This window comes from Streptococcus sanguinis, assembly GCF_003943655.1.
Classification (GTDB): domain Bacteria; phylum Bacillota; class Bacilli; order Lactobacillales; family Streptococcaceae; genus Streptococcus; species Streptococcus sanguinis_F.
Genome location: NZ_RJMM01000002.1, coordinates 72,750 through 86,463, shown reverse-complemented (window position 1 = coordinate 86,463; position 13,714 = coordinate 72,750). Strand labels below are relative to the sequence as shown.

The 13,714-nt window shown below is 44.2% G+C and carries 15 protein-coding genes; all 15 read left to right on the top strand.

Annotated features, from left to right (window positions below; genetic code table 11):
• Window positions 1–105: 105 nt before the first annotated feature.
• The 15 genes from nrdD to D8886_RS01690 all read left to right on the top strand — a co-directional run bounded on the left by nrdD (window position 106) and on the right by D8886_RS01690 (window position 13,711).
• Window positions 106–2,301, top strand: a complete 2,196-nt coding sequence (nrdD, locus tag D8886_RS01760; protein WP_125434094.1) for an anaerobic ribonucleoside-triphosphate reductase — start codon at window positions 106–108, stop codon at window positions 2,299–2,301.
• Window position 2,302: 1 nt separating this feature from the next.
• Entirely contained in the window at window positions 2,303–2,443 is a 141-nt protein-coding gene (locus D8886_RS01755; protein ID WP_165442207.1) for a hypothetical protein, read from the top strand.
• A 52-nt stretch (window positions 2,444–2,495) separates the two neighbouring features.
• Entirely contained in the window at window positions 2,496–2,993 is a 498-nt protein-coding gene (locus D8886_RS01750) for a GNAT family N-acetyltransferase (protein WP_125434035.1), read from the top strand.
• Between the two features lie 9 nt (window positions 2,994–3,002).
• Window positions 3,003–3,509: a GNAT family N-acetyltransferase gene (locus tag D8886_RS01745; RefSeq protein ID WP_125434034.1), complete on the top strand. Its 507-nt coding sequence runs from the start codon at window positions 3,003–3,005 to the stop codon at window positions 3,507–3,509.
• A 9-nt stretch (window positions 3,510–3,518) separates the two neighbouring features.
• Window positions 3,519–4,037 (top strand): GNAT family N-acetyltransferase, encoded by a 519-nt coding sequence (locus D8886_RS01740; protein WP_125434033.1) that lies wholly within the window; start codon window positions 3,519–3,521, stop codon window positions 4,035–4,037.
• Window positions 4,034–4,633: an anaerobic ribonucleoside-triphosphate reductase activating protein gene (gene nrdG / locus D8886_RS01735; RefSeq protein WP_125434032.1), complete on the top strand. Its 600-nt coding sequence runs from the start codon at window positions 4,034–4,036 to the stop codon at window positions 4,631–4,633. Before D8886_RS01740 ends, nrdG begins: the two co-directional genes overlap by 4 nt.
• Before the next feature lie 241 nt (window positions 4,634–4,874).
• Complete coding sequence (gene cpsA, locus D8886_RS01730; protein ID WP_444473621.1) at window positions 4,875–6,347, top strand: LCP family glycopolymer transferase CpsA; 1,473 nt, start codon at window positions 4,875–4,877, stop codon at window positions 6,345–6,347.
• Window positions 6,344–7,075 (top strand): capsular polysaccharide biosynthesis protein Cps4B, encoded by a 732-nt coding sequence (gene cps4B, locus D8886_RS01725; protein ID WP_004184392.1) that lies wholly within the window; start codon window positions 6,344–6,346, stop codon window positions 7,073–7,075. Before cpsA ends, cps4B begins: the two co-directional genes overlap by 4 nt.
• Window positions 7,076–7,082: 7 nt before the next feature.
• Window positions 7,083–7,778, top strand: coding sequence for a Wzz/FepE/Etk N-terminal domain-containing protein (locus D8886_RS01720; RefSeq protein ID WP_002894051.1), 696 nt, complete (start codon window positions 7,083–7,085; stop codon window positions 7,776–7,778).
• Between the two features lie 10 nt (window positions 7,779–7,788).
• The gene (locus tag D8886_RS01715; RefSeq protein WP_002911466.1) at window positions 7,789–8,487 is read left to right on the top strand and encodes a polysaccharide biosynthesis tyrosine autokinase; all 699 of its coding nucleotides are present in this window, start codon (window positions 7,789–7,791) and stop codon (window positions 8,485–8,487) included.
• Between the two features lie 38 nt (window positions 8,488–8,525).
• The gene (locus D8886_RS01710; RefSeq protein ID WP_125434030.1) at window positions 8,526–10,328 is read left to right on the top strand and encodes a polysaccharide biosynthesis protein; all 1,803 of its coding nucleotides are present in this window, start codon (window positions 8,526–8,528) and stop codon (window positions 10,326–10,328) included.
• A gap of 15 nt (window positions 10,329–10,343) precedes the next feature.
• On the top strand, window positions 10,344–10,949 hold the full coding sequence (locus D8886_RS01705; protein ID WP_125434029.1) for a sugar transferase: 606 nt from the start codon (window positions 10,344–10,346) through the stop codon (window positions 10,947–10,949).
• A gap of 6 nt (window positions 10,950–10,955) precedes the next feature.
• Window positions 10,956–11,816 (top strand): NAD-dependent epimerase/dehydratase family protein, encoded by an 861-nt coding sequence (locus tag D8886_RS01700; RefSeq protein WP_125351512.1) that lies wholly within the window; start codon window positions 10,956–10,958, stop codon window positions 11,814–11,816.
• 10 nt (window positions 11,817–11,826) lie between these two features.
• Window positions 11,827–12,660, top strand: coding sequence for a glycosyltransferase (locus tag D8886_RS01695; RefSeq protein WP_185761224.1), 834 nt, complete (start codon window positions 11,827–11,829; stop codon window positions 12,658–12,660).
• 91 nt (window positions 12,661–12,751) lie between these two features.
• On the top strand, window positions 12,752–13,711 hold the full coding sequence (locus D8886_RS01690) for a glycosyltransferase family 2 protein (RefSeq protein ID WP_125434027.1): 960 nt from the start codon (window positions 12,752–12,754) through the stop codon (window positions 13,709–13,711).
• The last annotated feature ends 3 nt before the right edge of the window (window positions 13,712–13,714 follow it).

Below are 13,714 nucleotides of genomic sequence, written 5' to 3'. Positions count from 1 at the left end.
TTCTTTGGATAAACCGCTGTCGGAGATTTCTTGGGAATTTCTTAGCAGGCGGCTAGTCTGAAGAGACTTGATTTGTCCTAAGGGCAGGAAAAGGAAGTGTTCATGATGATTTTACGGGAAGAGAAGTTTGAAACTGCTCCAGCGATTTATGTGGAGAAGCGGGATGGCCGCAGGGTGGCTTTTGATGTGTCAAAGATCTATAAGGCTATGGTGCGGGCAGCTCAAGAAGTCGGTCCTCTGAATCCGATGCTGGAAGCCAAATTAGAAGCTATCACAGACCGCATTGTGGCAGAAATCAGCAGTCGTTTCGCTAAGTATGTCAAAATCTATGAGATTCAGAACATCGTTGAGCATGAGCTTTTAAATGCCAAGGAATACGCTATTGCGGAGAACTACATCACTTACCGCACCCAACGGGATTTTGAGCGCTCAAAAGCGACTGATATCAACTTTACTATTGACAAGCTTCTCAACAAAGATCGTACGGTAGTCAATGAGAATGCTAATAAAGACAGTGATGTTTTCAATACCCAACGGGATTTGACAGCTGGGATTGTCGGCAAATCCATTGGGCTTAAGATGTTGCCGCCTCATGTGGCCAACGCCCACCAGAAGGGGGACATCCACTACCATGATTTGGACTACAGCCCTTATACACCGATGACTAACTGCTGTCTGATTGACTTTGACGGCATGCTGAAAAATGGCTTCAAGATTGGGAATGCAGAAGTAGAGAGTCCCAAGTCTATCCAGACTGCGACAGCGCAAATCTCGCAAATCATTGCCAATGTAGCTTCTAGTCAGTACGGAGGTTGCTCTGCGGACCGCATTGATGAAGTTTTGGCGCCTTATGCTGAACTTAATTATCAAAAGCATCTCAAGGATGCGGAGCAATGGGTTTTGCTGGATAAGCAGGAAGAGTACGCCTGGGCGAAGACCAAGAAGGACATCTACGATGCCATGCAGTCACTGGAGTATGAGATTAATACTCTCTTTACCTCTAACGGTCAAACTCCTTTTACCTCGCTGGGCTTTGGTCTTGGGACCAATCGTTTTGAGCGGGAAATTCAGAAGGCCATTCTCAATATCCGTATCAAGGGACTGGGAAGCGAGCACCGCACAGCAATTTTCCCTAAGCTGATTTTCACCCTTAAGCGTGGGCTCAATCTTGAGCCGGGAACGCCTAACTACGACATCAAAGAACTGGCTCTGGAGTGTGCCACTAAGCGCATGTATCCAGATGTGCTTTCCTATGACAAGATTATCGACTTGACTGGATCGTTCAAGGTACCGATGGGCTGCCGTTCTTTCCTGCAAGGCTGGAAGGATGAAAATGGTCAGGAAGTCAACTCCGGCCGTATGAATCTAGGTGTCGTTACTGTCAATCTGCCGCGGATTGCGCTTGAATCCGAGGGGGATTTAGATAAATTCTGGGAACTCTTTAACGAGCGGATGAATATCGCTGAGGATGCTTTGGTTTACCGAGTGGAGCGGACTAAGGAAGCCAGTCCAGCCAATGCACCGATTCTTTATCAGTATGGGGCTTTTGGCCAACGCTTGGGCAAGTATGATCAGGTAGACCAGCTCTTTACTCACCGTCGTGCAACGGTTTCCCTAGGTTATATCGGTCTGTATGAAGTGGCAGCAGTCTTTTACGGCGGCGACTGGGAGACCAATCCAGAAGCCAAGGACTTTACGATTGCTATTGTCAAAGATATGAAGCGTAGGGTACAAGAGTGGTCAGATCAGTATGACTATCATTTCTCTGTCTACTCGACGCCATCTGAAAGTCTGACCGACCGCTTCTGCCGTTTGGATACAGAGAAGTTTGGCGTTGTTCCAGATATTACCGACAAGGAATACTATACTAACTCCTTCCACTACGATGTGCGTAAGAATCCAACGCCTTTTGAAAAGCTGGACTTTGAGAAGATTTATCCTGAAGTGGGTGCTTCAGGCGGCTTTATCCACTACTGTGAATATCCTGTGCTGCAGCAAAATCCGAAGGCACTGGAAGCTGTCTGGGACTATGCCTATGACCGAGTTGGTTACTTAGGTACAAATACGCCGATTGATCGCTGTTACAAGTGTAACTTTGAGGGAGATTTCACGCCGACCGAGCGGGGCTTCACCTGTCCAAACTGTGGCAACAGCGATCCCAAGACGGTCGATGTGGTCAAGCGGACCTGCGGCTACTTAGGAAATCCGCAAGCCCGTCCAATGGTCAATGGCCGACACAAGGAAATATCAGCTCGGGTCAAGCACATGAATGGCTCGACTATTAAGTACGAAGGAAATTAAGATGGGAAAGTATCAATTGGATGACAAAGGAAAGGCTCAGGTGCAGCGTTTCCATGAAAAACATTCGCAGGGCGGCAGCAGCAAAAAAGAACGATTAGCCAAACTGCGTCAGCAATTTTTAGAAAAGAACAAGAAAGAATAGAAGTCAGAGTGGGGCGCAAGGCGGCCTCACTCTCTTCGTATCAGGAGGTACTATGGAGCTGAGACGACCGGAACTAGGAGACAAGGAAAAGATTTTAGAGATGCTGGCTGACTTTGAAGCGGCTGGTAGCCGACAGGATGGCTTCTTTGGCGGAGCGGATTTTGTCTACGAGGACTGGCTGGAGACTATTCAGCTAGCTGAGGTAGGTTTAGGCTTGCCGCAAGGTTTTGTTCCTTACATCCAACTAATCTCTTTTGCTGCGGATGGTCAGGCTGTGGGCTTTCTCAACCTGCGTTTGCGGCTCAATGACTATTTGCTCCAAGAAGGCGGGCATATCGGTTATAGTATCCGTCCCTGTGCGCGTGGCAAAGGACTCGCAAAAGAGCAGCTGCGGCAGGGCTTGCAAGTAGCCAAAAGTAAAAATATAAAACGAGTCCTAGTGACTTGCGATTGTGACAATGAAGCCAGTCGAGCAGTGATTCTGGCTAATGGCGGAGCTTTAGAGGATATTCGAGGCGGGAAAGAGCGTTATTGGATTGATATAGATTGAGGAAAGCCTATGAGGTTACGACGACCAACTTTAGAAGATAAAGACGCGATTTTGGAGATGATTGCTGAGTTCGATGCTGCAAAATCCTATATGCACGGTGGTATGGGGTCTACTTGGAAGCGAGCAAAGGATTATGAGGATTGGTTAAAGATTGTAGAACAGCAGGAGGATGCTGCCAAGCTGCCAGCAGACTGGGTTCCTGTCATCCAATTTTTGTCCTTTGATGAGACCGGCTTGCCTCTGGGATTTTTAGCTCTGCGCTTGTCCTTAAATGACAAATTATTTGTGGAGGGTGGGCACATTGGCTATTCTATCCGGCCTAGTCAACGCAGGAAGGGCTTGGCTAAGTTGCAGCTAGAGTTAGGGCTGACAGAGGCTCGAAAGCAAGGACTGGAACGAGTGCTGATTACCTGTGATGAAGATAACGAAGCCAGCCGACGCACGATTCTCTCCGCTGGCGGTGTTTATGAAAATACAATAGACAGAAGTCAGCGTTACTGGATTGATGTCGATTAAGGAGGGAACATGGAGCTAAGAAGACCAACTTTGGAAGATAAAGACGCAATTTTAGAGATGATTGCTGAGTTCGATGTTGAAAAATCCTATATGCACGGTGGCATGGGCTCCACTTGGAAGCGAGCAAAGGATTATGAGGATTGGTTGAAAATTGTAGAACGGCAGGAAGATGTGGCAAACTTGCCAGCAGGCTGGGTTCCTGCCATCCAATTTTTGTCCTTTGATGAGACTGGCTTGCCTCTGGGTTTTTTAGCTCTGCGCTTGTCCTTGAATGACAAATTATTTGTGGAGGGTGGGCACATTGGCTATTCTATCCGGCCTAGTCAACGCAGGAAGGGCTTGGCTAAGTTGCAGCTAGAGTTAGGGCTGACAGAGGCTCGAAAGCAAGGATTAGAACGAGTGCTGATTACCTGCGATGAAGACAACGAAGCCAGCCGCTGCACGATTCTCTCTGCTGGCGGTGTTTATGAAAATACAATAGACAGAAGTCAGCGTTACTGGATAGAGTTAGATGGGGAGGTGTCATGAACAATCCCAAACCTCAAGAATGGAAAAGTGAGGAGCTGAGCAAGGGGCGAATCATTGACTATAAGGCTTTTAACTTTGTAGATGGCGAAGGTGTTCGCAACTCCCTTTATGTCAGCGGCTGTATGTTTCACTGTGAGGGCTGTTATAATGCAGCAACTTGGTCTTTCAACGCTGGCATTCCTTATACCCAAGAGTTGGAGGAACAGATTATGAAAGACTTGGCGGAGCCTTATGTGCAGGGGCTGACCCTCCTAGGCGGCGAGCCTTTTCTCAATACAGGCATTCTCCTGCCCTTAGTCAAGAGGATTCGGAGAGAGCTTCCGGACAAGGATATCTGGTCTTGGACGGGCTACACCTGGGAGGAGATGATGCTGGAAACGGAGGATAAGCTGGAGCTGCTGAGTTTGATTGACATCCTAGTGGACGGCCGTTTTGACCTTACCAAGAAGAATCTCATGTTACAGTTTCGTGGATCTTCCAATCAGCGCATCATTGATGTGCAGAAGTCCCTTCAGTCAGGCAAGGTAGTCATCTGGGACAAGCTGAATGATGGCCTCCAGGCCTATGAGCAAGTTGACAGGGATAAGATGCTTTAAAAACTAAGTAAGATACTTATATAAAAGAGGTTTTACCTCTTTTTTTCTGTTGTCAAAAACAGTATAAAATATCGGTTTTTCGAGAGAAAAGAAAGAATTTACCGAAAATTAATACAGACTGTCCTTTTTTGTCAACAAATTTTGGGAAAAACTAAAATATTTTTAAATATTTTAGTGTATCATAATGCATTTATGATATAATAAAATGTATTTATATCTCAGGGGAGAAAAAGGGAGAATTATGAATCAACATAGGAGAAATGTGCCTGCTTCTAAAAAGGGGAAGAAGCTGAGGCTCTTTAATGCAGCTTTACTGACATTGGTAAGCTTGGTTTCAGGTTTGCTTGTTTTTTCTATATTTAAAAATAATGTTCTGGCGTTTCATTACCTGAACCTTATTTTGTCTGCTCTTTTGGCGGCTGTTATTTTACTGGCAGCCTTCTTTGTATGGAAAAATAAGTTCAAAGTCCTGACCACGGTGCTTTTGCTTGTGACCTTGCTGGTATCCTCAGGAGCTATGTACGGGGTCAAGGAGCTGATGGACTTATCTAGAGGAGTGAACTCCACTTCAAATTACTCTGAAATTGAAATGGCGGTTTATGTCCGAGCAGACAGCGATAAATCAGATGTGACTCAACTGAAGAAGCTGACAGCTCCGACTGAAAATGGGGATAAGGACAATGTGACAGCTCTTCTGGAGCACATCAAGAAGACTAAAAAGACAGAACTAACTGTAGAAAACAGCTCGTCATATATCGCAGCCTACAAGGCCCTCATCAATCAAGAGACCGAGGCCATTGCCCTCAATAGCTCGTTTGGAGATATGCTGGCCTCTCACGATGCTGACTATGCTTCAAAGATAAAGAAAATCTATACTTATAAAATTACTCGTCAAGTAGAGACAGGCAAGCGCAGCGATGCTGCTGATGCGGATGTCTTCAATATCTATGTCAGCGGTATTGACACTTATGGCTCGATTTCATCTGTCTCTCGCTCAGATGTCAATATCATCATGACGGTCAATCGCAAGACCAAGAAAGTCCTCTTGACGACAACTCCTCGTGATTCTTATGTGGCGATTGCAGATGGAGGAGGCGAACAGATGGACAAGCTGACCCATGCAGGGATTTACGGAGTAGATGCTTCTGTCCATACGCTGGAAAATCTTTACGGTATTCGCATTGACTACTATGTTCGTCTGAACTTCACTTCCTTCCTCAAGCTGGTAGACCTGTTGGGAGGGATTGATGTTGAAAATGACCAAGAATTTACCAGCAGACACGGCAATCATCATTTCCCAGTAGGGAAAGTCCATATGAACTCAGATCAGGCACTTGGCTTTGTTCGCGAGCGTTACTCTCTTCAGGGGGGCGACAATGACCGCGGAAAAAATCAAGAAAAGGTTATCGAAGCAGTCATTAAAAAGCTGACTTCAACCAGTGCTTTGAAGAACTACAACGAGATTATTTCCGGCTTGCAGGACTCTATCCAGACCAATATGGAGCTGCCTGTTCTTATGAATCTGGTCAATACCCAGCTGGAGTCAGGTGGAAACTATCAGGTTCAGTCACAAGCTATCAGCGGAAACGGACGCATGGATCTACCATCCTACGCTATGCCAGATTCCAATCTCTACATGATGGAAATCCAGCCAGAAAGCCTTGATAATGCTAAGGCAGCGATTCAGCAGGTAATGGAAGGGAAAACACCATGATTGATATCCATTCTCATATTATCTTTGATGTGGACGATGGTCCTAAGAATTTTGAGGATTCCAAAAAACTGCTGGAAGAAAGTTATCGACAGGGAGTTCGGACTATTATCTCTACCTCTCATCGCAGAAAGGGCATGTTTGAAACGCCTGAGGAGACCATTAGAGCTAACTTTAAAATGGTAAAAGAACTGGCAGAGCTTGTAGCGCCTGACTTGACGGTTCTCTATGGGGCAGAGATTTATTACACCAGTGATGTGGCGGATAAGTTGGAAAAGGGGATTTTCCCCAGTCTAGCTGGCACACGTTACGTGCTGATTGAGTTTAGCATGGCAACGCCTTATAAAGACATCCATGCAGGTCTGGCTCAGATTTTGCGCTTAGGTCTAACACCTGTCCTTGCTCATATTGAGCGCTATCACTGTCTGGAAAATGATGAAAAGAAGGTGCAGGAACTCATTAATATGGGCTGCTATACTCAGATTAACAGCTCCAGTGTTCTAAAACCTAAGCTGCTTGGAGACTCGCATAAATTTATGAAAAAACGGGCTCAGTTCTTTTTGGAGAAGGACTTGGTCCACTTTGTTGCCAGCGACATGCACAATCTAAGCCAGAGACCGCCCTTTATGAAGGAGGCCTTTGACATCGTCGCTAAGAAATACGGTTCTCGCCGGGCAGAAGCCCTCTTTGGCGGCAACCAAGCATTATTATTGAAAAATGAATTGATTTAGGGGAAAAATGGAAAAACAAGAAAAGCAAATCGTAGAAATCGATATTTTGTCCTTGCTGAGAGCCTTATGGCTGAAAAAGTTCACCATCGTATTGGGAGCGGTGCTCTTTTCTTTGCTGGCTTTTGGCTACAGCGTCTTTATTGCTAAGAAAATGTATCAGAGCACCACACGCATCTATGTGGTCAGCCGTCAGAACGAAACACAGGCAGCTTTGACTAATCAGGACCTGCAGGCGGGTTCATACCTCGTTAAGGACTTTAAGGAAATCATTCTGTCACAGGCGGTTCTGTCACAGGCAATTAGTGAGTTGAAACTGCAAACGTCACCAAGAGAGCTGACGCGTCACATCACCGTTTCCGTTCCGGCGGATACTCGTATCGTTTCGATTACGGTTAAAGATGACAATCCAGAGGAAGCGGCTCGCATTGCCAATGCCTTTCGGAATATCGCTGCTGAGAAAATTATTGAAGTGACAAAAGTTTCTGATGTGACAACTTTGGAAGAAGCAACAGTCCCAGCAGAGCCTTCTTCACCAAATATTCGGCGTAATGTTATCTTAGGATTTTTAGGGGGCAGCGTCCTGATGTCGATCTTTATCATCGCTGTCGAAATCCTGGATGATCGGGTGAAGAAGCCAGAGGACATTGAAGAAGTCATGGGCTTGACGCTGTTGGGCGTTATCCCAGATATGAACAGAATGTAAGGGAGAGAAAATGGCAACCTTAGAATTAGTTAGGAAAAAAAGGAACCTTGTAAAACTAACCGAGGAATACTACAATGCTCTAAGTACTAATGTACAGCTGAGTGGCGCCAATATCAAGATGGTCGAAATAAGCTCGGTGACGGCAAATGAAGGAAAGTCTACAACCTCAGTGAATCTCGCGGCCGCCTTTGCCAGAGCTGGTCATAAGACCTTGATGATCGATGCGGATATCCGCAACTCAGTCATGTCTGGTGTGTTTAGCAGTCAGAGAAAAGTATCAGGACTGACGGACTATTTGTCAGGACAGGCTGCCCTGCACGAAGTCATCAATGATACAGATCTGGACAACCTAGATGTTATCTTGTCTGGTCCAGTATCACCTAATCCGACTGGGCTTTTGCAAAGCAAGCAGTTTGATGCGCTTTTGACGGACTTACGTGTTCGTTATGACTACATCATTGTGGATACTTCACCGATTGGTCTGGTCATTGATGCGGCTATCATCGCTCAGAAATGCGATGCAAGCTTCTTGGTGACACAAGCAGGTCATATCAAACGAAAAGCAGTGATGAAAGCTAAAGAGCAGCTGGAACAAACGGGAACTCCTTTTTTGGGTGTTGTCCTCAATAAATATAACATTGATTTGGAACGCTATGGCGCCTACGGAACTTATGGGGGATACGGCAGCTATGGCAATTATGGGAAATAGGGATTAAAGAGTTTTAGGATAATTGGGAGATTAGGAACATGACAAGAGCGAGAAAAAGAGTCATCTTAATTATTGTTGATATTATTTTGCTCAGTATAAGTCAGGGGATTTCAAAATTCTTCTTAGCAAAATATGTCGGGATAACGGATTTGTCTTTTGTCTCTATTTTAATGGGGATTATTATACTGTATTTGACATTTGCAACACTGTCGAATGTCTTTTCTACCATTACAAGGTATACAGATTATAAAACAATGTTTCGAGTGGGGGGCTCAATTTTGGGAGCTTACTCAATTGTATACATTGCAGAGAAAATTTTTTATGAATCCACAAACAGTAGATATATTGTCCTTTCTATGCTGCTATCATTTTTGTTGGTTATTGCTTCAAGGCTGACTTGGCGGGAGATTCATGAATTCGTGCAGCACCCGTCAGCCTTACTGGGTAAGAAAGTAGATGGGACGAAGACCCTTGTTGTTGGTTCAGGGGATGGTGCTAGTCTCTTTATCAAGACAGCCCAGCAAAAATCAAAAGATTTAAAGATTGTTGCGATTGTAGATGATGATAAGAATAAGCAAAATACCTATCTTCATGGAGTAAAAGTTGTAGGAACAACCGAGCAGATACCTGAAATTGTGGGAAATTATGAAGTCGAACAAATTGTCATTGCCATTCCTTCATTGGCTCCGGATGATTACGAGCGAATCGTAGAGTACTGCCAACAAACGGAGGTCAAGGTCAATGCCATGCCTAAGTATGAACAGGTGATTACGGGGAAACTATCTGTCAGCAAACTTCAGGAAATTGATATTGCAGATCTGTTAGGGCGTAAAGAAGTTAAGCTGGATCAGCAAAGTTTGAAGTCCAATATTAAATGCAAGACAGTTCTTGTTACGGGGGCCGGTGGGTCTATCGGCTCGGAACTTTGCCGTCAGATTGCTCAATTCTGCCCAGCTAGGCTCCTGCTTCTAGGTCATGGANAAAATTCAATTTATTTGATTCATAAGGAGCTGTCAAGCCGTTATAAAGATGATATTGAGCTGATTCCAATCATTGCAGATATTCAAGATAGAGAGAGGATTTTCCATATTATGGAAACCTATCGTCCTGATCGAGTATATCATGCAGCAGCTCACAAGCATGTTCCCTTGATGGAGTATAATCCGACAGAAGCGGTGAAAAACAATATCTACGGCACACGAAATGTAGCAGAAGCAGCAAAAGCAGCTGGTGTCGCGAAATTTGTCATGATTTCTACAGATAAGGCGGTTAACCCGCCTAATGTTATGGGGGCAACTAAGCGTGTAGCAGAAATGGTCGTAACCAGTTTAAATGAAGAAGGAAAGACTCTTTTCTCAGCTGTCCGCTTTGGGAATGTTTTGGGCAGCCGAGGTAGTGTTGTTCCTTTGTTCAAGGAGCAGATTGCCAAGGGAGGTCCTATCACCGTGACGGACTTTCGAATGACACGCTATTTCATGACGATACCAGAAGCCAGCCGCTTGGTGATTCAGGCTGGAGCCTTGATGCAAGGGGGAGAGGTTTTTGTCTTGGATATGGGCGAGCCTGTGAAAATTTTGGACCTAGCTAAAAAGATGATCACACTCAGTGGCCATACTGAAGAGGAGATTCAGATTCAGGAAGCAGGCATTCGACCGGGCGAAAAGCTATATGAAGAGCTCTTGTCTGCCAAGGAAAAGGTCAATGATCAAGTCTATGAAAAGATTTTTGTAGGGAATGTTCAGTCGCTGCCTAAGATAGAGGTGGATTCCTATGTGGACTCTCTTCTGTCTCTTGGTGCAAATGACCTCAAGGACAGCTTGGTAAAGTTTGCACAACAATAAGTTTTTAGGATAATCATGTATAAATTTTTTAAACGAACATTAGATATAGTCTTGTCATTCTTAGGAATGATTGTCTTATCACCGTTTTTTCTGCTTCTAGTACTCGCTATTAAATTGGATTCAAAAGGACCAGTTTTGTTCAAACAGAAGCGGGTCGGTCTGCATAAGAAACATTTCTATATTTTGAAATTCAGAACGATGCGAATTGACACACCTAAGGATATCCCAACTCATTTACTGGAAAATCCTGAGCAATGGATTACAAAGGTTGGGAAGTTTCTTAGGAAGACGTCTCTGGATGAGTTGCCTCAGATTTGGAATATTTTTGTGGGTGACATGAGTATCATAGGTCCAAGACCGGCTCTTTGGAATCAGTATGATTTGATTGAAGAGCGAGACCGCTATGGGGCAAATGATGTTTTGCCAGGTCTGACGGGATGGGCTCAGATTCACGGGCGAGATGAGTTGCCGATTGCCAAGAAAGCTGAATTGGACGGCTACTATGTCCAGCATTTGTCTTTTGGATTGGATGTCCGCTGTTTCTTTGGGACCATTAAGAGTGTTGCTAAGAGCGAAGGCGTTGTCGAAGGCGGCACGGGAAATATGGAAAAGAAAGATTAAAGGCTGATGAAAAGAATATTAATTACGGGAGAGGGTAGCTATATCGGCCGGAGCTTTAAGAGGTATGTTTCTTCACGGGAGGATGTTCAGGTTGATGAGCTGGACGTCCGCGGAGAAACCTGGAAGGAGAAAGATTTTTCGTCTTTTGATGTAATTTTGCATTTGGCGGCGATTGTTCATATCTCCAACCCATCAAAAGAGATGGAATCGGTATATAATCAAGTCAATACTCAGCTACCTTATGAATTGGCTCAAAAAGCTAAAGGCGAAGGTGTCAAACAGTTTATCTTTATGAGCAGCATGAGTGTCTATGGCGAAATTTTGGGAGATCGGGTTATCACAAAGGAGACACAAGAGAGTCCTGATTCTTTTTATGGCAAAAGCAAACTAGCTGCTGAGCAACTTCTAGCGGAATTGGAGAGCGAAGATTTCAAATTAGCAGTTTTACGGCCGCCCATGGTTTATGGTCATCAAACTAAGGGAAATTATAAGCGACTGTCAAAGTTGGCTCAGAAGCTACCAGTCTTCCCTTTGGTTCAGAATGAACGTAGTATGATTTATATTGATAACCTTTGTGAGTTTATCAGACTGATTGTTCAGAATCAAGACAGCGGTGTTTTCTATCCTCAAAATCAGGACTATGTCAATACCTCTCAGCTAGTCAAAGAAATAAAAAGGACTCATGGTCAGAGAGTAGCCTTGCTGCCTGCATTTAACTGGATTTTAAAAAGACTATCTCGCCATGTTTCGACTCTGAATAAACTGTTTTCAGATTTAACTTATGAAAAAGAGATGTCTAGCTATCCTCAGTCTTATCAGGTGGCAGATTTTAGGAGGTCTATTGAGAGGACGGAGAAGGGAAACTAGTTTAGGATGATTGGGGGGATTGTTAGTGAAGTTTTCGGTATTGATGTCTGTCTATCAGAAGGAGAATCCGGATTTCTTAAGAAAGAGCCTAAATAGCGTTCTTATAGAGCAGAGCCGCAAGCCAGATGAGCTTGTCCTTGTAGAGGATGGGCCGCTGACAGAAGAGCTGTATCAGACGATTCAAGATTTCAAGGAAACATTTCCAGAGATGAAAGTTCTACCTTTAAAGGAAAATGTCGGATTGGGAGAAGCTTTGCATCGGGGTGTTGAGGCTTGCTCTTATGACTGGATTGCTAGAATGGATACAGATGACATTGCGACACCGGACCGTTTCCAGCAACAAGTGGACTATATTGAGCAGCATCCGCAGTTAGATGTTTTGGGTGGCAATATCATAGAATTTGATTCGGAACCAGATCAAATAGTGGCAGAGAAACAAATGCCGCTTTCCCATGAAGAGATTATCAAAAGGTTGCAGCGGAGAAATCCTTTCTGTCACATGACAGTATTTTTTAAGAAATCATCTGTTTTAAAAGCAGGCAATTACAAGCCCTTGCCTTTAGTGGAAGACTATTATCTTTGGGCGAGAATGGCTGCTCAGGGCTGTCGTTTCGCCAATCTTAATCGGGTCTTGGTTTATGCTCGCGTCGGAAATGGCATGCATACGAGAAGAAGCCAGACAGAGCAGATTGCCAGCTGGAAAGTAGTCAATACTTTTTTGCTGTCACATGGTATGTTGAACCGAGGGCAATATTATCAAAACATGTTGATGATTCGTGCTTTTGTGGGAACGCCTATTTGGATAAAAGCGTTTATTTATAAGTATTTGCTTAGAAGGAAGTAATCTTCTTCACAGACAGAGCAGTCTAGCTTAGACAGGGAGAAAGCTAGGAGTTAGGGGGATATAGGATGAAAAGTTTAGGAAGGAGGGAGAAATGATTTCTGTCGTGATGGCGACCTATAATGGGGCGGATTTTATTTTGGAGCAACTAGACTCTATCCGCACTCAAAAGCTGAAGCCTGATCAGGTCATTATCTGTGATGACTGTTCGACAGATCAGACAGTGGCGCTAATCAAGGACTACATCACCAAGCACCAACTGACTGATTGGCAGTTGATTGAAAATCAGGAAAATTTGGGTCATTATCGAACTTTTATAAAATTAGCGAGTTTGGCTGAGCACGATATTGTTTTTTTCGCTGATCAGGATGATAAATGGCTGCCTGATAAAACAGCTGCCTTGCAGAAAGTGCTGTTAGAAACGGACGCTGCTATGGTGTATGGCCGGTCTTACTTGATTGATCAAAATGGTCAGGTCATCAAGGAGCCCAAGGTTTCAGGAGAAAGGCAAGAAAGAGATCTAGCCTGGCTTCTGAAAAAATGGCCGTCAGGTTATCAGACAGCTTTTAGAAAGTCGGTACTGACGGATATTTTACAGCAGCAGTATACGGATTATCCTGGATTTGATTATCATGATGTTTTATTTGGTATGCTGGCTCCATTGTATGGAAAAGTTGTTTGCTTGGACCAGCTTCTAGATCAGCATCGCATTCATCAGGCGAATGTAACCCAGTCTGCGTCGTCGCTTAGTTTTAACAAAACAAGGTTATCTAGGATTAACTATTTACAGAAGGTCATCAGTCGCTATGAGTCTGTGAAAAAAATCGCAGAGGAGCGACAGATTTCTGAGGCGGATCATCGCCAGGTTACTAGGGCTTTGGCCTTGACCAATCTTAGACTGAAATTATTACAGTCTAGAAATCCATTTTGGGCTTTGGGCCTAATGTTTCAAATAAGGGAGTATCGAACAATAAAAGATTTCATTAGTGATTTGGTATACACCTACTCACTGAATGGACTTGCTAGGAGATTATTGAAAAAGTTTGGGAGGTAAGAA